Origin of the sequence: Enterobacter adelaidei (assembly GCF_041937165.1) — a bacterium.
GTDB classification, from domain to species: Bacteria; Pseudomonadota; Gammaproteobacteria; order Enterobacterales; family Enterobacteriaceae; genus Enterobacter; species Enterobacter adelaidei.
Window position 1 is genome coordinate 1,191,501 of sequence record NZ_CP154353.1, and the last position, 18,721, is coordinate 1,210,221.

The following is an 18,721-nucleotide window of genomic DNA, read 5'->3' on the forward strand; positions in this document are numbered from 1 at the left end:
TCTCATCCTGAGTAATAAATACCAGACGTTAGTATCAAGACTGGAGAAAGGATTGTATCAATCAAAAAAATAAATGAATGTAAAAAATAATGCGTTTATTTATATAACGACGGTGTATGTTTTTGAAAGCTTGTGGCTCCGAATTTTGTACCGGGGCCACGAAAAAACTCATGGTAAGGTTATTTCCTCAATGAAACTTGCGAATGCTGAGCTGTTTAACGCAGAGCGATTATACATCATGTAAATATCAATACCTGGGAATTGGATGTCGGTTTCGATTTTACGTAATTTCAGTGCGGAACCATATTGTTCAAAGGCCGCAACTGGCGCTATTCCAATGAGGTCGGATGAACTGATCATCGTCAGAAGCGAAATAAAAGAGTCACTACGAAAGACAATATTTCTTTCCGTTAAAAAGTGGTCGACCTGTTCCTGATAGGCTTTAACGCTGCTCGCATCGCTCAGGTAGGCGGTGAAGTTTTCATTGAGAATCTCTTCGCACGTCGGGTTTTCGCTGATGCGCGGATGATCCTCCCGACAAACCAGAACAAAAGGAAGTTGAGAAAACCGACTGCAGGTGATGGAGCGGCTGTTTAAGGGCGTGAACGAAAAAACCAGGTCCGCTTTTCGGTAGGCCAGCAGATCTTCTGCTGAATCCGGCGCAAGAAAAACATCATGCAATTCAACTTCATAATTATACTTATCGATGAGCAGTCTCATCGGGCCAAGCATGATTTTTGTGCTCAAAACCTGCGGGCAGTAGATCACAAAACTCTTCTTTAGCCCACTGCTGTGCATCATGTTAATGGTCTGCTCGAGCTGGTTAAGATTTTGCTCCAGATGTTGATGCAGATTGACGCCGACGGTGGTCGGGGTGATCCCTTTACCAGAACGGATAAACAGCGGGTCGTTAAGTTGACCTCGCAGACGTTGCAGTGATTGGCTTACCGCGGACGGCGTGATATAGAGCGTCTCGGCTGCTTTACTGATACTCAGATGTTGATAAATGCACTCAAAAATAACTAACAGGTTAAGGTCGAATTTTTTAAGGTCGTAGAGGTTTGCCATGTTTCGTCCTGAGAATGCTGTGTTTGCTACGGTTATCACATCACTGATAACTATAGTTTGAAGTTAACCATTTACAATCCTTGTGGCTAACGCTCTTAATTTTAATTTAAACGCATCTTAATATATCACGGCGTCAGATTATTGAAATAGTGCTTCAAAGGTGATTAAGGTAATTTTATCTTGGAAGTTCAGGTGGTCGTTTTAAATAACAACTGTCATTTATAAATGACGATATTTTTATCACGAAAATAAATGTATAACGCGCCGGAATGATGTTAGGCGTAACCTATTGCAGCCATAGACAGGAATGTCGCTCTTATGGATTGCCCAATACCTGTACGGGTGGTGTAATCAAACCGCTGTTACTGCCTTGATATAAAGGGTTGTAGAGCGCAACGCAACGCCAGTTTCGGCTGGCACTGAATGTACCCGCGGGGAATTCAGGTATCAGGGCCGCCCGTTGAGGCGGCCTTTTTACTTTTGGCGTTTCCTTTAAAAGGTTCACCTTATTGTCTTGTTGGTGTTGTTAGGTATCGCTGATTGATTTGATAACGCAAACGCATTAGCCCCGATGAGCAAAGTTGGTTACCTTACTTCTCAACGAAAACACGGAGGAAGTACAGATGTCTTTGATTAATACCAAAATTAAACCTTTCAAAAACCAGGCGTTCAAAAACGGTGAATTCATTGAAGTCACTGAGAAAGATACCGAAGGTCGCTGGAGCGTGTTCTTCTTCTATCCGGCTGACTTTACTTTTGTTTGCCCGACCGAACTGGGTGACGTTGCAGACCATTACGACGAACTGCAGAAGCTGGGCGTAGACGTTTACTCTGTGTCCACCGACACTCACTTCACTCATAAAGCATGGCACAGCAGCTCTGAAACCATCGCGAAAATCAAATACGCGATGATCGGCGACCCGACTGGCGCCCTGACCCGTAACTTCGACAACATGCGTGAAGATGAAGGCCTGGCTGATCGTGCGACCTTTGTCGTTGACCCGCAGGGCATTATTCAGGCTATCGAAGTTACCGCTGAAGGTATCGGCCGTGATGCTTCTGACCTGCTGCGTAAAGTGAAAGCCGCTCAGTACGTAGCGTCTCACCCAGGCGAAGTGTGCCCGGCAAAATGGAAAGAAGGCGAAGCGACTCTGGCTCCATCCTTGGACCTGGTCGGTAAAATCTAAGTCTTGTCCACCCAATGGGCGCATCCGCGCCCATTTCATTCCAGCACCATGATGCAAGTTGCGTTCAGGCCGCCTGTATAAGGCAGCTTGCATGATGACGTTTTAAGAGAGGGAAGAAGAATGCTCGACACTAACATGAAAACCCAGCTCAAGGCCTATCTTGAGAAACTGACTAAACCTGTTGAGCTGATTGCCACGCTGGATGACAGCGCGAAATCGGCAGAGATCAAGGAACTGCTGACAGAGATCGCTGAACTGTCACCGAAAGTGACCTTCAAAGAAGATAATGCGCGTGCCGTCCGCAAGCCGTCTTTCCTGATTACCAACCCGGGTTCTGACCAGGGGCCGCGCTTTGCCGGTTCTCCGCTGGGGCATGAATTTACGTCGCTGGTGCTGGCACTGCTGTGGACTGGCGGTCATCCGTCAAAAGAAGCGCAGGCGCTGTTGGAACAGATCCGTGATATCGACGGTGATTTTGAGTTTGAAACCTATTATTCACTCTCCTGCCACAACTGCCCTGATGTGGTGCAGGCGCTGAACCTGATGTCGGTTTTGAACCCGCACATCAAACACACGGCGATTGACGGTGGTACGTTCCAGAACGAAATTACCGATCGCAACGTGATGGGGGTTCCGGCTGTATACATGAACGGTAAAGAATTTGGCCAGGGCCGCATGACGCTCACCGAAATCGTTGCCAAAGTGGACACTGGCGCTGAAAAACGTGCGGCGGAAGAGCTGAACAAACGCGATGCTTACGACGTGCTGATCGTCGGTTCCGGTCCGGCGGGCGCGGCAGCGGCGGTTTACTCTGCCCGTAAAGGGATTCGTACCGGTCTGATGGGCGAGCGCTTTGGCGGCCAGGTACTGGATACTGTGGACATCGAAAACTACATCTCCGTACCGAAAACCGAAGGCCAGAAGCTGGCCGGTGCTCTGAAGGCGCACGTTAGCGATTATGAGGTTGACGTTATCGACAGCCAGAGCGCCAGCAAACTGGTGCCGTCTGCAATAGAAGGCGGTTTACACCAGATTGAAACGGCCTCCGGCGCGGTATTGAAGGCACGCAGCATCATCATTGCCACCGGTGCAAAATGGCGCAATATGAACGTCCCGGGAGAAGATCAGTATCGCACCAAAGGCGTGACCTATTGTCCTCACTGCGACGGCCCACTGTTCAAAGGTAAACGCGTGGCGGTGATCGGCGGCGGGAACTCGGGTGTGGAAGCGGCTATTGACCTGGCCGGTATTGTTGAACATGTGACTCTGCTTGAGTTCGCGCCAGAAATGAAAGCGGATCAGGTGCTGCAGGACAAAGTGCGCAGCCTGAAAAACGTCGACATCGTACTGAATGCGCAGACCACGGAAGTGAAGGGTGACGGCAGCAAAGTGACCGGACTGGAATACCGTGACCGCGTGAGTGGCGATGTGCATAACGTTCAGCTTTCCGGGATCTTCGTACAGATTGGTCTGCTGCCGAACACCACCTGGCTGGAAGGTGCAATTGAGCGCAACCGCATGGGTGAAATCATCATTGATGCGAAGTGTGAAACCAGCGTAAAAGGCGTGTTTGCGGCGGGTGACTGTACGACTGTGCCGTACAAACAGATCATCATCGCCACTGGCGAAGGGGCTAAGGCGTCGCTGAGCGCGTTTGACTATCTGATCCGCACCAAAACCGCATAACAAAAGAAAGTAAGACTACACCTGCAAAATCAAGAGGCCACCCAAAGGTGGCCTCTTTTTTTATCTCACCACCATCACCGGAATATGCGTGTGACGGATCACGCTGGAGGCGTTTGATCCCAGCAGATGTGTGGTGATGGAAGGGTTGCGCGAACCAATGACCACCACGTCTGCTTTCAGTTCGCTTGCCAGTTCGTTAACGGCATCGCGCACGCTGCCGAACCTGACATGGGTTTTGATGCGTGAAGGATCGATACTGAAATGGCTGGCCATGGTTTGCAGGCGATTTTCAGCTTCGTGCTGCAGATGTTCTTCGAAGCGACGCACATCAGCAGCAAAGCGGTGCAGGCTCAGGCTGGCGGAACCGGGCAATACGTGCAAAAGATGGATAACACCGTCCTTCTGCGCCAGAAACTCCGCATGGCGTACCGCTTTGTCGCTCAGCTCCATCTCAAAAACATCAACCGGCATAATGATTCTCTGATACATACCCGTTTCTCCTTGTTTATAAACGCTAAAAACATTCAAGCATAAAATGATTCAGGTTTCTGATAGCTGTCTGGCACTTTTTCAAGCCATGGAATATTTTACGTTTGAGAAGCAGGAGAAAAACGCGTTACCAGTAGCGCTCAAGATAGAGCACTGCCGTGACGATGATCGCCACAAAAATCAGAAAAATAAGTGTGATAGCCAGTATCTCACTCATGACCGTCCCCACGGCACCAAAACAGATTAAGCGTGGATTAAGGCCTTTTCGCGCGATATAAGCATTTCGGGTGAATTTGCGGAAAGAGGATGCGGCTGCATCCTCTGTGCAAAGCGGTGGGCGCTTGTTCAGAAGGGGTTAACGCAGGTAATCGCCTGCGGCTTCTGGCTGGTAGATCAGTGCCAGCACTTCCAGGTGGGTAGAGGTACCTCCCGGTAACTCCCAGTGGATGGTATCCCCTGTGCGCAGCCCCAACAGTGCGGCCCCCACTGGTGCCAGAACGGAAAGCTGTGTGCTGCTGTCTGTCATCTGTGCAGGGTAAACCAGCGTGCGGGTCAACTCTTCACCGGTAGTCAGATTGCGGAATTTTACCTGGCTGTTCATGGTGACGACGTCATGCGGCATAGACTCTGGCGTGCACATTTGCGCCCGGTCCAGCTCCTCGTTCAGGGCGTCAGCCACCGGAAGTGAGGCGAATTCTGCTTTTTCCAGCAGTCTGTCGATACGTTCTGCGTCGAGTTCATTGATGATAATTGTAGGTCTGGACATTTTTTACTCCATGTCGTTAATACTGCGTGTAACGCAGAAACCAATCCAAAAGAAAACCCTCGCCGTCTGGCAGCGAGGGTTTAACTCTCCCGATAATACTGGCTGAGCGTGCAAGTTTGAAGTGATGAAAGTCACATTCATGGTCCATATGAATTTTCGCTGAAATTTATTCAGTCTTCATTCCTGGCAGAATACGTTACGCTGAGAGTTCTGAATCCGGGCGTTGCCCTCCAGGGAGAGAAAACTATGTACTTCTACCAACCGTCTCAGGGACACGGCCTGCTGCATGACCCGCTGAACGCCATTATTGGCCCACGTCCGATTGGCTGGATCTCATCCTGCGACCATGCAGGTCAACTGAACCTCGCACCGTATAGCTTCTTTAACTGCTTTAACTATCGCCCGCCGATCATCGGTTTTTCCAGCAATGGCTGGAAGGACAGCGTGCGTAATATTACCGAAACAAAAGAGTTCGTCTGGAACCTGGCGACGCGCGATTTAGCCGAAGCAATGAATGAAACCTCCGCCACACTTCCTCACGGGAAAGATGAATTTACCTTTGCCGGGTTGACGCCTGCGACCAGCCAGTTGTTGCGCGCGCCACGTGTGGCAGAAAGCCCGGTGAACTTTGAGTGTCGCCTGTCGCAGTGCATTCAGTTGACCGGGGCCGATGGTACGCCGGTAGACACCTGGCTGGTATTGGGAGAGGTGGTCGGTATTCATATTGCCGAAACGCTGCTGGAAGAGGGGATATACCAGACGGCGAAAGCGCAGCCCATCCTGCGTGCGGGTGGGCCGACGGCTTACTATGGCATCAGTGATGAAAACCGGTTTGATATGGTACGACCGGTAGTAAGTCAGTAACCCGCCTTATCAATGACGAATTGTGTTCCGCAGTTACCAGGATGTGGCTGCGGTGCAAATGATGTCGCAGAAAGTGGATTATTAATGGTGTCAGCCTTCAGCGAAACCTGCATTTCGGTCAGATAAGCCGGATTACCATTGCAGGTCAGCTTGAACGCTTTGATATTCTCCTTGCTCCAGCTTTTGGCAACGGCATTGTCAAAATCGCTGCGAGTAACGGTTTTACCGTAGTTATCCGCCAGGAATTTACCGACCTCGCTGTTTTTTATTTCCTGATTCATTCGCACCATCGTGCCGAAATAGGCATCGGGATCAAAACCAAAGCAGACGCCATGTTTGGCATATTCGTAACGTTCCAGACAGGAGTTACCACCTGCGCCGGGCATCACGCTATTCAGCTTCGCGGCACCGGAAAGCGACAGTCCGGTTTCGGCGGCAGCGCATTTTCGGCTGGCTTTCGCTTCTGGCATATTTGGAATGGGGCGCGTGGCGCAGCCGAAGCGCATCCAGCGACGTTCATCCACGCCACGTGCGGCAATAGATTTCGGCAAACCAGGCCATAACCCGTGGACAGTCAGAAAATCAGCTTTATTTTCACGCTCTTTTTGCAGTCGGCATTCGTCAGGCTCATTGCGGTTACGTTCGACCATGCTCTGACAAAACCCGGTTTGCCAGGACAGCGCCAGCACATAGCGATCGAAATCGCCATACTGCGTTGCCTCGAGCGGATCGGCCTGTGTGGAGAAGACACAAAGTGCCAGCGCCATTGCGCCAGACGGGATTACGATATCCTTCCTGAACATGTGATTTCCTGATCGAATAAACATGATTAATTTCTGGAAATTATTAAAGCACAAAAAGCGCCCGCAGGCGCTTTCTGGATATCAGTAATTTAACTTAAGCGGCACCGGGAACCAGCACCTCCGTGGCAATAATCACGATAATCAGGCCAACAATAACCGGTACGGAGGTACGTTTTACCACTTCGAATGGCGAAATTTTTGCCATCCCGGCAACGGCGACGACGACGCCGGATACAGGGGAAATGGTACGACCCAGGTTCGACGCCTGCAGCATCGGAATGGAAAGATACGCTGGATTAATCCCGGAAGAGTGAGCCAGTTTCGGGATCATCTCAACGAAGGCGTAGAAAGGCGCGTTACCGGAACCCGTTGTCATGGCCGCCAGCATGGTGAGCACCACCAGCACCAGCATCAGGATAATACTGGCGGAGCCGAATGAGGTCGCGATGGAGATCAGGCTCTGAATAAAACCGATAGTGCTCAACCCCTGGGCAAAGACGCCTGCGGCAACCAACAGCATAACAACGCCAGCAAACGCATCTGCCATACCGCGATACGCCACTTCCAGGCCAGAGAAGACTTTTTGTGTATTAAAGCCGCGTACAAATTCCAGCACTGCGGCCAGCAGCATACAGATGACCAGAATGGTAATGATATGTAGCTGAGGGCCCCATTTACCGTCAAAAACCAGCACACCTATAATCGGCGTGAACGGCAGAATGGCGTAAAACGCTGGCGCTGTCGTGGTGATTTCACTTACATCCATCATTTCATGGCTGATGTTTTCTTTCTTATCGAGATAGCGTTGCCAGAAGAAATGCGCAATCCCCATTCCCACAATTGCAACTATCGAGATCGGTAGCGTGGTTTTAAAGGCGAAGTCGATAAGCGACATCTCCGCTGCTTTTGCCGCCAGCACGACGTCGCCAGAGGTAGGGGAGAGAATAATAGCTGCCGGAGACGCGCAAATTGCCGCCGCCGCACCACGGCTAATACCGACATTCACCATCACCGGGAACAGCGTGGCCATTAGCAGGACGCCAAGTCCGGTTGCCGACGAAACGGCCAGTGACATCAGGCAGGCGAGGAAATAGGCTGCGACCATCAGCAGATACGGAGAGTTAATATATTGCAGGGGTTTAGAGGCAAGCTTAACGACCATGTCGTTGGCACCGATATGGGTCATGTAGGCCGCAAACCCGCACAGCATCATGATCATCATACCCAGGTCGCCGCCGCGGCTCATGAGTAATATTTTAATGTATTCAACAATATCGGTAGCAGTGTAACCCGTGCTGCTTGCGCTGGCCGGTAACACCTGATGACCCATTATGGCGCTGATAATCAGCAGTGTTAAACCACCGACAAATAATACGCCTGTTGCCGAGTATCCCTTAATGATGTAGCGAGCTACACCGACAATGACGACGACCCCAATAAGGAGTTCGATTAACGTAAGCATGATTTCCCCTGTATCTCTGCTGCCCTTGAGCACAAATAATCAAAAAAAAAGAAGGATGAAAATGTGCCGAATTAATGGCCTGTTCTTGCTGATTAAAATCAATAAATAGATGACTAAAGAGCAGTCAGACAGTGTTTTTGCCACGGCTTATACATTTATATCATGAGGGGCTTGACCAGTAGTAACACCGCAAATTGTCTTTACAATGATAATGAAATGTTAATTTTTTGTAAGTTGCTGAGTGTTTGTATTGCCAGGGAATAAATTCGCTAATGGCACACCCTTAGTGTGATTATTCGCGCTTGCAGGTGGACTATTTTAAGAATATTCCCTCAGGAGTGCGAATAATTAGGAATAATACTGATGCTGTTAAGCGTTGATTAAACTAATTTATGGTAAACTTTGCCTCGAATACTAAGAATGGTAATTGCATTGTGATCGTACGTAATACATTTTTCTCTATTTTGTTGTTTATTTTTGGGCAGTTAACGTTCTCCTCCGTTGCACAGGCAGAGGACAACGCAAAGGATAAAGGCTGGTTCTCTACCTTCACGGATAATGTTTCTCAGACCTGGACCGCGCCTGAACATTATGATCTCTATGTTCCGGCAATAACGTGGCATGCACGTTTTGCTTATGACAAAGAGAAGACAGATAAATACAACGAGCGCCCGTGGGGGGCTGGTTTTGGTCAGTCGCGCTGGGATGAAAAGGGCAACTGGCATGGCATCTATCTGATGGCCTTTAAAGATTCGTTTAATAAATGGGAACCGATAGGGGGTTATGGCTGGGAGAAAACCTGGCGTCCGTTAGCGGACGAGAACTTCCACGTCGGTTTAGGTTATACCGCCGGCGTCACTGCACGTGACAACTGGAATTACATCCCGATCCCGGTGCTGCTTCCACTTGCCTCTATTGGCTATGGCCCCGCAACGTTCCAGATGACCTACATCCCGGGGACTTACAACAACGGAAACGTTTACTTCGCCTGGATGCGTTTTCAGTTTTAACTGACAAAACGTTACATGATGGTGAAAAAACGCGCAGACGTTGATTCATAAACGATAAAAATCTGTCAGTGAAAATTAACGCGACTTTAGTCACTTTTTATCAAAGATCCGCTGGACAAAAGGTCTCACAATTGATGTACTGGTAACCGACACAGCATTTGTGTCGTTTTTTAATGTAAAGGTAATTTTGATGTCTAAGATTAAAGGTAACGTTAAGTGGTTTAATGAGTCCAAAGGATTCGGTTTCATTACTCCTGAAGATGGCAGCAAAGACGTGTTCGTACACTTCTCTGCAATCCAGTCTAATGGTTTCAAAACTCTGGCTGAAGGTCAGCGTGTAGAGTTCGAAATCACTAACGGTGCCAAAGGCCCTTCTGCTGCTAACGTAATCGCTCTGTAATTCAGACGCGTCAGCAAGAATTTCAAAACCCGCTCACAGAGCGGGTTTTTTTCGTTTTGAATCAGCCAAGCAGATACATTTTCAGGAAGCTGGCAACGATCAGCACGCTTAACAACACCATTCCTGCGCTCATCAGACTCTGTTTCATTCTGTCACCCTCGTTCAGCACTGGAGCCAGAGTGACAGAGAAAAATTAAGGCAACATTAACGGTTCGACAGTTAATGCGTACTTGCAGAGGAAAATAGCCAGAATGCGATCCCCGTCATCGCAAAGGAGCCGAGCATGTTAATCGCGATATTCGTCAGCGCCCAGCCGATACGGCCTTCCTGAAAGAGAAACACCACTTCTGCAGAGAACGTCGAGAAGGTGGTTAACCCGCCGCAGAAACCTGTCGTAATCAGGACTTTCCACATCGGGTCGATGTGTGTCATTCGGTTAAACCAGGCCAGCCCCATACCAATAATGAAAGCACCAATCAGGTTTGCGGCAAGTGTTCCCATGGGTATAGCCTGATGAAGGGGGTTAAACCGCATACTCAGAAACCATCGAGCAACGCTACCCGTTCCCCCACCAATAAAAACGGCTAAAAGTAGTTGTAACACGCTAAATACCTGCTATTTGATGTGTAAGAGTAGCGAGTTTAACGCTGTTTATGATGAGGGGACAAATATGTATGTTGCAGTTGGACAGTTTGCGGTCACGCCAGACTGGCACAAAAATGCGCTCACGTGCGTCAACCTGATGAAGCAGGCCTGGCAGAAAGGCGCGTCGTTGCTGGTGCTCCCTGAGGCGCTGCTGGCCAGGGATGATAATGACCCGGATTTATCCGTGAAGTCCGCGCAGTTGCTGGACGGTGAATTTTTACAGCAATTGCTCGCCCAGATCGCGGGTAATACGATGACGACGATATTAACGATCCATGTTCCCTCAACGCCGGGTCGAGCAGTCAATACGCTTGTGGCTATCCGTGGCGGCGCCATTGTCGCACGTTACGCCAAACTTCATCTCTATGATGCGTTCAGCATTCAGGAGTCACGGCTTGTTGATCCCGGTGACTGTGTTCCGCCGCTACTGGATATTGAAGGGTTTAAGGTTGGGTTGATGACTTGCTACGATTTACGTTTTCCGGAGCTGGCGCTCAATTTGGCGCTACAAGGGGCGGACATTCTGGTATTGCCTGCGGCTTGGGTGAAAGGGCCGTTAAAAGAGCATCATTGGGGAACATTGCTTGCGGCGCGCGCACTTGATACCACTTGTTATGTCGTTGCCGCAGGGGAGTGCGGTAATAAAAACATCGGGCAAAGCAGGGTGGTCGATCCGCTGGGGGTGACGATTGCTGCTGCAGCGGAAACCCCTGTGTTGCTGGTCGCGGAGATTAATTTAGAACGGATTGCGCTTGCACGTCAGCAATTACCTGTTCTTCATAACCGTCGGTTTGCGCCACCGCAATTATTGTGATGTTTTTTTCAACAATGCTTGATTCACCTTGTTACAGATTGCTATTGTGTGCACGCGTCAAATGACCGTTAATACAATCAGGTTTTGGCGCTGAATGCAGCCTGTTTTAAGTAAAGAAGGTATCTATGGGTGAGATTAGTATTACCAAACTGCTGGTGGTTGCCGCACTGGTCGTCCTGCTGTTTGGTACCAAGAAGTTACGCACGCTGGGTGGTGACCTGGGGGCTGCCATCAAAGGCTTTAAAAAAGCAATGAACGACGATGATGCGGCGGCCAAGAAAAGCGCTGAGGATGACGTCCCGGCAGACAAGCTTTCTCACAAAGAGTGATAGCAATGCCTGAGGGCTTGCGAAAAAAAACCGGCTCATGAGGCCGGTTTTTTCGTATTACTGTAAATGAATATTACAGAATTATTTAACTTCTTCGCCTTTCGCCTGCATATCGGCATGGTATGAGGAGCGAACAAATGGGCCGCATGCTGCGTGGGTAAAGCCCATCGCCATCGCTTCGGCTTTCATCTCATCAAACTCGTCCGGGCTTACGTAGCGCTGTACCGGAAGGTGGTGGCGGCTTGGTTGCAGATATTGTCCCAACGTCAGCATAGTGACGCCGTGGCGACGCAGATCGCGCATTACCTCAATGATTTCATCATTGGTTTCACCCAGGCCAACCATCAGGCCAGACTTGGTTGGAATATGCGGATGCGCCTCTTTGAAGCGCTCCAGCAGCTTCAGGGACCAGTTATAATCTGCACCTGGACGTACCTGGCGGTAGATACGTGGTACGTTCTCCAGATTGTGGTTAAACACATCTGGCGGCGTCGCGGTCAGGATGTCCAGCGCACGGTCCATACGGCCGCGGAAGTCAGGAACCAGCGTCTCGATTTTGATGTTCGGGCTTTTCTCACGAATGGCAGTAATACAGTCAGCAAAGTGCTGAGCACCCCCATCACGCAGGTCGTCACGGTCAACAGATGTGATGACGACATAACGCAGCGCCATGTCGGCGATGGTCTGTGCCAGTTTTTGAGGCTCGTTAGCGTCGGGCGCTACCGGACGGCCATGAGCAACATCGCAGAACGGGCAGCGGCGGGTACAGATGGCACCCAGAATCATAAACGTCGCGGTGCCGTGATTGAAACATTCAGCAAGGTTCGGACAAGAGGCTTCTTCACAGACGGAGTGAAGGCCATTCTTGCGCATCGCCGCTTTGATCCCCTGGATACGCGAAGAGTCGGCCGGAAGTTTGATTTTCATCCATTCCGGTTTTCTTAACAGCGCCTCGCGCTCTGTAGCCACGTTTTTAACCGGGATAAGGGCCATTTTATCGGCATCGCGGTATTTAACACCGCGTTCCATCACAATGGGTTTACTCATAGCGTGCGTGTTCCAGTTGCGAATATCGAAGGAAAGCGTTTCAATTCAAGGGAATGTTGTATTTATCAACTATTTTTGAACGAACGACAGGCAGTATATCATTGAAACGGTCGTTAAAGCAGCCTGCCAGGTCGCCAATTTGTAAAATAGTTGTTGTTTTGTGCCTTTTGCCCTGCCTGTAGCAGGGGCTTGTGCTGTCTGAGCCTGTCAGAAGGCCTGGCGGATAATGCGGATGACGTTTTCCAGTACCGGATCGCGCAAACTCAGTTTGTTGTAATGCAGTGAAATCTCGATAGATTCCGCATTAAGTTGGCTGAGAGGAATACTCTCCAGCGGCCAGCATTTTCGCAGCAGGCTGTACAGGCGTGAAGGCATAATACAGAGCATGTCACTGCTGCCAATCAGGGATGCGGTGGTAAACATATTGTAACTGCTGAAACTGATCTGACGTTCCGGGAAGATTTCATCAATCCGCTGGCGCAGGGCATGATTAGACTGCCCATCGGTCATGAATGATGAATGATCATAGTTACGCAAGTTTTCGATGGCCAATGGCTCGCTAAGAGCAGGATGATGTTGGCGGCACACCAGAACCAGGTTATCTGCATAAAGCACATTTTGCCCGAGTGCTCTGGCGCTAAAGCTGCCGCTATCAATAATCAGGTCTGTCTGAAACTGAGCAAGCTGAATATCAGGTTCATTGAGAGGCACATTGCGAAGCAGGAGCTGCGGCACTTGCTCTTTCACGGCCTGGAAGATCGCAGGCATCACCAGTACACCCACAGAAGGGGAGCAGCCGATGGTGATGGTTCTCTGTTTATCGTAGCTCCCGGTTAAATCCAGTGCGCCCAGGATCGACTCCAGCCCCTGGCTGATGTACTCGTGGAGGTGTGTGGCGTAAGCCGTTGGCGTCACCCCCTGACCCTTACGGATAAATAACGGGTCGGGAAATATAGCGCGTAGCTTTTGGATTGACTGACTTATTGCTGATGGCGTGAGATTAAGAATTTTCGCAGCATTAACGATACCCTTATGGACATATACTGCCTCAAAAATAGTCAGTAAATTGAGATCAATATTACGTAAAGTCCGAAAAATTTGCGGCTTGTCTTCGCCACCAGGTTCATTCAGGCGTTTAGCTGGTAAATTAGTAGACTCCACGCTTTTACTCCGTATACATTCACATTATGAATGATAGTTGAATTTATTTATTATGCCTGTAGAGATTCGTAAAGTGTTGGTTTTGTTTTACTTGTCTATCAAAAACAAACAGTTGTGTGATTATCACTCAAGTTACTTAGATCCTGCGTATCGCGCTTGCTGGAGGCTAAATAATATGTAACGGTAATATTCGGGCGCTTCGAAAATATAGAATCTGTGGTTTATTGTAAAGCGTAAAAGCGGTAAATAAACACTGGCCCGTCAAATTATCGAGCCATGTTGTATAATATATTAAGCAGGGATATATTCGTGTGGGGGATTGTTAAGTAGCGCTAACATGTGTTTCAGAAGGACAGGACGAATATTTTCTGGCGCAGCCGTGTCGACCCACTGGCACATTTGTGTCATTTCCATGCCGGCGTAGCCACAGGGGTTTATGCGCTGGAAAGGCGTAAGATCCATATTAATATTCAACGCCAGACCGTGAAATGAACAACCTTTTCGAATACGCAGTCCCAGAGAGCAGATCTTCATTTCGCCGACGTAGACACCTGGTGCATCGGCACGCGGGTGAGCGTCAATGCCGTATTCCGCCAGCGTATTGACGACAGTGTGTTCCAGTAAGGTAACCAGTTCACGCACACCCAGTTTTCTGCGCTTCAGATTAAGCAGGACGTACATCACCTGCTGCCCCGGCCCGTGATACGTTACCTGTCCGCCGCGGTCGCTCTGAATAACCGGGATATCACCCGTCATTAATAAGTGTTCCGCTTTTCCCGCCTGGCCCTGTGTAAATACCGGCAGGTGTTCGACCAGCCAGATTTCATCAGGGGTGCTGTCATCGCGTGAATCGGTGAAGTCATGCATAGCCTGGGAGACAGGCTCATAAGGTTGCAGCCCGAGGTGACGGACCAGAATTTTATCCTGATACAAAACTGCGTCTCCGAAGACGAAGGACATAAGATGAGAGGGAGTATATCACAGCGGGGAGAGGGGTTACCCGGCAAAGCGGGTAACCTCAAAGGGACTACAGCACCATACGAACAATTTCGATATTGCCGAGTTCTTCGTACAGCGTCTCAACCTGCTCAATGTGAGTCGCAGTGATGGTAATAGAAACCGAGTGGTAGTTGCCCTTGCTGCTTGGTTTTACTGACGGAGAGTAGTCACCCGGCGCATGGCGCTGTACCACTTCAACCACCTGATCAACCAGCTCAGGTTTCGCCAGACCCATTACTTTGTAGGTAAACGGGGTAGGGAATTCAAGCAGTTCGTTAAGTTTGGTTTTCATGTCAGCTCCGGCGTAACGTCAAAAAGAATAACTCCCACGTCAGGTGGGAGTTATCAGGATACTTAGTATATGGGGATCAAAATCACACTTTCAAGTGTTCGATTTTTAACCAAACCAGTGATGGAACATCAATTTAATGTAATCAATGATTTTGCCGAAGAAATTGCCTTCAGGAATTTCTTGCAGGACAACCAGTGGACGCTGATCGATAGTCTTGCCATCCAGCTGGAAGTTGATCGTGCCCACCACCTGGTTTTTCTGCAGTGGCGCATGCAGTTCGGTGCTGTTCAGTACATAGCTGGCTTTCAGATCTTTCATTCGACCGCGTGGAATGGTCAGGTACAGGTCTTTATCAACGCCGAGGGAGGCACGGTCGTTATCGCCGAACCAGACAGGTTCAGAAGCAAACTCTTTACCTGCTTTCAGTGGGTTTACGGTTTCGAAGAAACGGAAGCCCCAGGTCAGCAGTTTTTTGCTTTCTGTTTCACGGCCTTTAAAGGTGCGACCGCCCATCACGGCGGAGATCAGGCGCATCTGGCCTTCTGTCGCAGAGGCCACCAGGTTGTAGCCGGCTTTGTCGGTGTGACCGGTTTTGATGCCGTCAACGTTCAGGCTGTTATCCCACAGCAAGCCGTTACGGTTGGTCTGACGAATACCGTTGAAGGTGAACTCTTTCTCTTTATAGATGGAGTACTCATTAGGTACGTCGCGGATCAGTGCCTGACCAATCAGCGCCATATCACGTGCGGAGCTGTACTGGCCATCGGCGTCCAGGCCATGCACGGTCTGGAAATGGCTGTTTTTCAGACCCAGCGCGGTAACATAGCTGTTCATCAGACCTACGAAGGCATCCTGACTACCGGCGGCGAAATCGGCCATGGCTACGCAGGCATCGTTACCAGACTGCAGGTTGATACCACGGATCAACTGAGAAACAGGAACCTGCATACCTGGTTTCAGGAACATCAGCGAGGAACCTTTGAAAACAGGGTTCCCGGTTGCCCACGCATCATTACCGATGGTGACCAGATCTGATTCTTTGAATTTACCCGCTTTCATCGCCTGGCCGATAACGTAGCTGGTCATCATTTTGGTCAGGCTAGCCGGGTCACGGCGAGCATCGGCGTTCTGTTCCGCCAGCACTTTGCCAGAGTTGTAGTCGATCAGGATGTAGGATTCAGCATCAATTTGCGGAACGCCAGGGATCATGGTCTTGATATTCAGGTCATCGGCGTGAGCTGCAGAGAGTGCAGTAGCGCAAAGGGCCGTGGTCAGCGCCATGCGCTGCACAAAACGAGCGGAAAAAGTGGTCTTCATGGTCAGAACTACGACATCCGTGATGGAATTAAAAAAAGTGCCCTACTATAGCAAATGCTATTCAGGCAGGCATCCGACTTTAAGCATGAGTTTGTGAATGTGTTTTACACAAACTGACAATTCGGATACCGCCGGTTCATTATTTCGCAACAGCGATAAATGACTGAAGTTGAGCTTCATTCTGCAGACGCTGCTGCAAGGACGCTGCCTGCGATTTGCTGGCAAACGGCCCCATTTGAATACGCCAGACCGCGCCATTCTGCTCAACGCGTCCTGGTACGCCAAACTGCTGGCTCAGACGCTGCTGATACTGTTTGGCCCGGGCCTGATCGCTCACTGCGCCTACCTGAACCACATAGCTGCCACTGGCCGCTGCTGGAGCAGCAACTGGCGCACTTTGCGTCACGGCTGGGGCTGTTACAGGAGCTGGCTGGGTAGCCGGAGCGGTAACAGGAGCGGGTGCTGGTGTAGGTTCACTGCCTTCCAGCACGCCTGCGGCTAAGGTCGTTGGTGCGCCAAGGAAGCCGCTACTCTTTACCGGTGCGCCGGTCGAGTCATCGCTTTGCAGGGTATCATTGCTGATGGCGCGGATCTCCCCACCTGGCTGAGCAGGCTCTGCCGGTGAAGAGGCGCTCCCCATTCCACCGTCAAGATTTGGGCGGTCAGGAAGGGCATAAGTCTGTTTAGCCACCGTGGTACATGCTGTGCCTGGGCCGGACAGCGAACCATCCTGCGCTACAATAATCGGATCAATACGGACTTTGGTATTGTTTGAGGTGTTCAGGCGGTCAGCGGATGCGCGGGACAGAGATATCACCCGGTCATTACCGTACGGGCCGCGATCGTTAATTTTCACGACGATCATTCGCCCATTCGCCAGGTTCGTTATACGAGCATAGCTTGGGATCGGCAGCGTTGGGTGCGCTGCGGTAAGCTGCATTGGGTCAAAGGCTTCGCCTGATGCAGTCAGGTTACTACCGGGTTCAGCATCATAAATGGCGGCAAAGCCTGCCTGACTGAAACGAGAAGGATCCTGAACAATTTTGTAGCTTTTGCCGTCGCGCTCGTAATCCTGATTCGCGCTGGCATTTAGCGGTTCATAAACGGGATCGGCGCCGCTGATTTCAACGATCGGGCCATTACAAACCGCAGGCTGCGGTGGCGCGACGGTTGCCTGTTGCTGACCATCATCACTTGTGCAGGCCGCAAGTAAACTTGCCGCGATGCAGATCCCCAGCCACTGCTTACGCATTCCGATCCCCTTATTTTTATACGCTTTTTGACAACATTTTTCTGTGGGTATGGATCGACATTACGATACCAAACCCGGCCATCAACACGATCAGTGCCGAGCCTCCGTAACTCACCAGCGGCAGCGGTACGCCTACTACTGGCAGAATACCACTCACCATACCAATATTTACGAAGACATAAACGAATAAAATCAACATTAACCCGCCAGCCATGACGCGACCAAAGGTGGTTTGCGCACGAGCGGCAATCCACAATCCGCGCATGATTAGCAGCACGTAGAGCGCCAGCAATATTAAGATGCCAACCAGTCCCAGCTCTTCCGCCAGTACGGCAAAGATAAAGTCAGTGTGGCGTTCCGGTAAAAATTCCAGCTGAGACTGGGTGCCGTGTAGCCAGCCTTTACCGCGTAGGCCACCTGAGCCAATCGCAATCTTGGACTGAATAATATGATATCCCGCACCAAGCGGATCGGTTTCTGGATCGAGCAACATCATTACGCGCTGGCGCTGGTAATCATGCATCAGGAAGAACCAGAGAATGGGGATGAAAGCCGCAATCAGCACCACCGCGATACCAATCAGACGCCAGCTTAAGCCCGACAGGAAGAGAACAAACAGGCCGGAGAGGGCGATTAAGATTGAGGTGCCAAGGTCAGGCTGCGCGGCAACCAGCAGTGTCGGCAGGAAAATCAGCACCAGCGCGATGGCGGTATTTTTTAGCGACGGCGGGCAGACGTCACGGTTGATAAAGCGCGCGACCATCAATGGAACGGCAATTTTGGCAATTTCAGAAGGCTGGAAGCGAACCACACCCAGATCCAGCCAGCGCTGTGCGCCTTTAGAGATAGCGCCGAAGGCGTCAACCGCAACCAGCAACACAATACAGAATATATACAGGTACGGTGCCCAGCCTTCATAGACGCGCGGCGGGATCTGCGCCATGACCACCATAATGACCAGACCCATCGCAATCTGGCCGATTTTGCGCTCCATCATGCCGATGTCCTGGCCACTGGCGCTCCAGATAACCAGGGCGCTGTAAACCAGCAGAGCCAGCAGGATCAGCAGCATGGCTGGGTCGATGTGGATTTTATCCCACAGCGATTTCTTATTTGGATTATCCGTCATG

General features: G+C 50.3%; 21 protein-coding genes. 7 read left to right on the forward strand and 14 right to left on the reverse strand.

The annotated features are described in order from the left end of the window. Nucleotides 1–168: 168 nt before the first annotated feature. The gene (locus tag AAHF05_RS05755) at nucleotides 169–1,068 is read right to left on the reverse strand and encodes a LysR family transcriptional regulator (RefSeq protein WP_129323575.1); all 900 of its coding nucleotides are present in this window, start codon (nucleotides 1,066–1,068) and stop codon (nucleotides 169–171) included. A gap of 623 nt (nucleotides 1,069–1,691) precedes the next feature. On the opposite strand from AAHF05_RS05755, the gene ahpC reads away from it, so the two are divergent. Both ahpC and ahpF read left to right on the forward strand, forming a co-directional pair. Continuing rightward, entirely contained in the window at nucleotides 1,692–2,255 is a 564-nt protein-coding gene (gene ahpC, locus AAHF05_RS05760) for an alkyl hydroperoxide reductase subunit C (protein ID WP_008501015.1), read from the forward strand. 120 nt (nucleotides 2,256–2,375) lie between these two features. After that, the gene (ahpF, locus tag AAHF05_RS05765) at nucleotides 2,376–3,941 is read left to right on the forward strand and encodes an alkyl hydroperoxide reductase subunit F (protein WP_129323574.1); all 1,566 of its coding nucleotides are present in this window, start codon (nucleotides 2,376–2,378) and stop codon (nucleotides 3,939–3,941) included. A gap of 60 nt (nucleotides 3,942–4,001) precedes the next feature. Here the strand turns inward: ahpF and uspG are convergent, their stop codons facing one another. The 3 genes from uspG to rnk form a co-directional block, all read right to left on the reverse strand. Beyond that, nucleotides 4,002–4,430, reverse strand: a complete 429-nt coding sequence (gene uspG, locus AAHF05_RS05770) for a universal stress protein UspG (RefSeq protein ID WP_028019488.1) — start codon at nucleotides 4,428–4,430, stop codon at nucleotides 4,002–4,004. Nucleotides 4,431–4,557: 127 nt separating this feature from the next. Continuing rightward, on the reverse strand, nucleotides 4,558–4,647 hold the full coding sequence (gene yldA, locus AAHF05_RS05775) for a small membrane protein YldA (protein WP_272910382.1): 90 nt from the start codon (nucleotides 4,645–4,647) through the stop codon (nucleotides 4,558–4,560). Nucleotides 4,648–4,785: 138 nt separating this feature from the next. Continuing rightward, complete coding sequence (gene rnk, locus AAHF05_RS05780; protein ID WP_028019487.1) at nucleotides 4,786–5,196, reverse strand: nucleoside diphosphate kinase regulator; 411 nt, start codon at nucleotides 5,194–5,196, stop codon at nucleotides 4,786–4,788. A 246-nt stretch (nucleotides 5,197–5,442) separates the two neighbouring features. Between rnk and AAHF05_RS05785 the strand changes: the two genes are divergently transcribed. Beyond that, nucleotides 5,443–6,060, forward strand: coding sequence for a flavin reductase family protein (locus tag AAHF05_RS05785; protein WP_129323573.1), 618 nt, complete (start codon nucleotides 5,443–5,445; stop codon nucleotides 6,058–6,060). Here the strand turns inward: AAHF05_RS05785 and rna are convergent. Then, nucleotides 6,054–6,827: a ribonuclease I gene (gene rna, locus AAHF05_RS05790; protein ID WP_374936466.1), complete on the reverse strand. Its 774-nt coding sequence runs from the start codon at nucleotides 6,825–6,827 to the stop codon at nucleotides 6,054–6,056. The two genes, AAHF05_RS05785 and rna, sit on opposite strands and share 7 nt — an antisense overlap. Before the next feature lie 130 nt (nucleotides 6,828–6,957). After that, nucleotides 6,958–8,325, reverse strand: coding sequence for an anaerobic C4-dicarboxylate transporter DcuC (gene dcuC, locus AAHF05_RS05795; protein WP_129323571.1), 1,368 nt, complete (start codon nucleotides 8,323–8,325; stop codon nucleotides 6,958–6,960). Nucleotides 8,326–8,717: 392 nt separating this feature from the next. Here dcuC and pagP point away from each other — a divergent pair, with 392 nt between their 5' ends. Together pagP and cspE are read left to right on the forward strand one after the other, a co-directional pair. Further along, nucleotides 8,718–9,335: a lipid IV(A) palmitoyltransferase PagP gene (pagP, locus tag AAHF05_RS05800; RefSeq protein WP_164881335.1), complete on the forward strand. Its 618-nt coding sequence runs from the start codon at nucleotides 8,718–8,720 to the stop codon at nucleotides 9,333–9,335. 190 nt (nucleotides 9,336–9,525) lie between these two features. After that, on the forward strand, nucleotides 9,526–9,735 hold the full coding sequence (gene cspE, locus AAHF05_RS05805; protein ID WP_002439184.1) for a transcription antiterminator/RNA stability regulator CspE: 210 nt from the start codon (nucleotides 9,526–9,528) through the stop codon (nucleotides 9,733–9,735). A 219-nt stretch (nucleotides 9,736–9,954) separates the two neighbouring features. On the opposite strand, the gene crcB is transcribed toward cspE, so the two are convergent. After that, a complete protein-coding gene (gene crcB / locus AAHF05_RS05810) occupies nucleotides 9,955–10,338 on the reverse strand; it encodes a fluoride efflux transporter CrcB (RefSeq protein WP_028019482.1) in 384 nt (127 codons plus the stop codon). 67 nt (nucleotides 10,339–10,405) lie between these two features. On the opposite strand from crcB, the gene AAHF05_RS05815 reads away from it, so the two are divergent. Together AAHF05_RS05815 and tatE are read left to right on the forward strand one after the other, a co-directional pair. Then, on the forward strand, nucleotides 10,406–11,194 hold the full coding sequence (locus AAHF05_RS05815) for a deaminated glutathione amidase (protein WP_129323570.1): 789 nt from the start codon (nucleotides 10,406–10,408) through the stop codon (nucleotides 11,192–11,194). Between the two features lie 125 nt (nucleotides 11,195–11,319). Beyond that, complete coding sequence (gene tatE, locus AAHF05_RS05820; RefSeq protein WP_023310742.1) at nucleotides 11,320–11,523, forward strand: twin-arginine translocase subunit TatE; 204 nt, start codon at nucleotides 11,320–11,322, stop codon at nucleotides 11,521–11,523. 81 nt (nucleotides 11,524–11,604) lie between these two features. On the opposite strand, the gene lipA is transcribed toward tatE, so the two are convergent. The 7 genes from lipA to mrdB form a co-directional block, all read right to left on the reverse strand. Next, a complete protein-coding gene (lipA, locus tag AAHF05_RS05825) occupies nucleotides 11,605–12,570 on the reverse strand; it encodes a lipoyl synthase (RefSeq protein ID WP_028019480.1) in 966 nt (321 codons plus the stop codon). Between the two features lie 207 nt (nucleotides 12,571–12,777). Next, nucleotides 12,778–13,731 carry a YbeF family transcriptional regulator gene (locus AAHF05_RS05830; RefSeq protein ID WP_032667026.1) on the reverse strand — a complete coding sequence of 318 codons (954 nt, stop codon included), beginning with the start codon at nucleotides 13,729–13,731 and terminating at the stop codon, nucleotides 12,778–12,780. Nucleotides 13,732–14,022: 291 nt separating this feature from the next. Next, nucleotides 14,023–14,664, reverse strand: a complete 642-nt coding sequence (lipB, locus tag AAHF05_RS05835; protein ID WP_028019478.1) for a lipoyl(octanoyl) transferase LipB — start codon at nucleotides 14,662–14,664, stop codon at nucleotides 14,023–14,025. Between the two features lie 94 nt (nucleotides 14,665–14,758). Continuing rightward, on the reverse strand, nucleotides 14,759–15,022 hold the full coding sequence (gene ybeD / locus AAHF05_RS05840) for a DUF493 family protein YbeD (protein WP_003858718.1): 264 nt from the start codon (nucleotides 15,020–15,022) through the stop codon (nucleotides 14,759–14,761). Between the two features lie 105 nt (nucleotides 15,023–15,127). Next, complete coding sequence (gene dacA, locus AAHF05_RS05845; protein WP_028019477.1) at nucleotides 15,128–16,339, reverse strand: D-alanyl-D-alanine carboxypeptidase DacA; 1,212 nt, start codon at nucleotides 16,337–16,339, stop codon at nucleotides 15,128–15,130. Nucleotides 16,340–16,478: 139 nt separating this feature from the next. Further along, entirely contained in the window at nucleotides 16,479–17,591 is a 1,113-nt protein-coding gene (gene rlpA, locus AAHF05_RS05850) for an endolytic peptidoglycan transglycosylase RlpA (RefSeq protein WP_049007946.1), read from the reverse strand. Between the two features lie 16 nt (nucleotides 17,592–17,607). Continuing rightward, nucleotides 17,608–18,720 carry a peptidoglycan glycosyltransferase MrdB gene (gene mrdB, locus AAHF05_RS05855; RefSeq protein ID WP_028019475.1) on the reverse strand — a complete coding sequence of 371 codons (1,113 nt, stop codon included), beginning with the start codon at nucleotides 18,718–18,720 and terminating at the stop codon, nucleotides 17,608–17,610. Nucleotide 18,721 lies beyond the last annotated feature (1 nt).

What these genes read in the sequence shown, in the direction of transcription:
- AAHF05_RS05755 (WP_129323575.1), bottom strand. Translation starts at nt 1,068, where the DNA reads ATGGCAAACCTCTACGACCTTAAAAAATTCGACCTTAACCTGTTAGTT.
- ahpC (WP_008501015.1), top strand. Translation starts at nt 1,692, where the DNA reads ATGTCTTTGATTAATACCAAAATTAAACCTTTCAAAAACCAGGCGTTC.
- ahpF (WP_129323574.1), top strand. Translation starts at nt 2,376, where the DNA reads ATGCTCGACACTAACATGAAAACCCAGCTCAAGGCCTATCTTGAGAAA.
- uspG (WP_028019488.1), bottom strand. Translation starts at nt 4,430, where the DNA reads ATGTATCAGAGAATCATTATGCCGGTTGATGTTTTTGAGATGGAGCTG.
- yldA (WP_272910382.1), bottom strand. Translation starts at nt 4,647, where the DNA reads ATGAGTGAGATACTGGCTATCACACTTATTTTTCTGATTTTTGTGGCG.
- rnk (WP_028019487.1), bottom strand. Translation starts at nt 5,196, where the DNA reads ATGTCCAGACCTACAATTATCATCAATGAACTCGACGCAGAACGTATC.
- AAHF05_RS05785 (WP_129323573.1), top strand. Translation starts at nt 5,443, where the DNA reads ATGTACTTCTACCAACCGTCTCAGGGACACGGCCTGCTGCATGACCCG.
- rna (WP_374936466.1), bottom strand. Translation starts at nt 6,827, where the DNA reads ATGGCGCTGGCACTTTGTGTCTTCTCCACACAGGCCGATCCGCTCGAG.
- dcuC (WP_129323571.1), bottom strand. Translation starts at nt 8,325, where the DNA reads ATGCTTACGTTAATCGAACTCCTTATTGGGGTCGTCGTCATTGTCGGT.
- pagP (WP_164881335.1), top strand. Translation starts at nt 8,718, where the DNA reads ATGGTAAACTTTGCCTCGAATACTAAGAATGGTAATTGCATTGTGATC.
- cspE (WP_002439184.1), top strand. Translation starts at nt 9,526, where the DNA reads ATGTCTAAGATTAAAGGTAACGTTAAGTGGTTTAATGAGTCCAAAGGA.
- AAHF05_RS05815 (WP_129323570.1), top strand. Translation starts at nt 10,406, where the DNA reads ATGTATGTTGCAGTTGGACAGTTTGCGGTCACGCCAGACTGGCACAAA.
- tatE (WP_023310742.1), top strand. Translation starts at nt 11,320, where the DNA reads ATGGGTGAGATTAGTATTACCAAACTGCTGGTGGTTGCCGCACTGGTC.
- lipA (WP_028019480.1), bottom strand. Translation starts at nt 12,570, where the DNA reads ATGAGTAAACCCATTGTGATGGAACGCGGTGTTAAATACCGCGATGCC.
- ybeD (WP_003858718.1), bottom strand. Translation starts at nt 15,022, where the DNA reads ATGAAAACCAAACTTAACGAACTGCTTGAATTCCCTACCCCGTTTACC.
- dacA (WP_028019477.1), bottom strand. Translation starts at nt 16,339, where the DNA reads ATGAAGACCACTTTTTCCGCTCGTTTTGTGCAGCGCATGGCGCTGACC.
- rlpA (WP_049007946.1), bottom strand. Translation starts at nt 17,591, where the DNA reads ATGCGTAAGCAGTGGCTGGGGATCTGCATCGCGGCAAGTTTACTTGCG.
- mrdB (WP_028019475.1), bottom strand. Translation starts at nt 18,720, where the DNA reads ATGACGGATAATCCAAATAAGAAATCGCTGTGGGATAAAATCCACATC.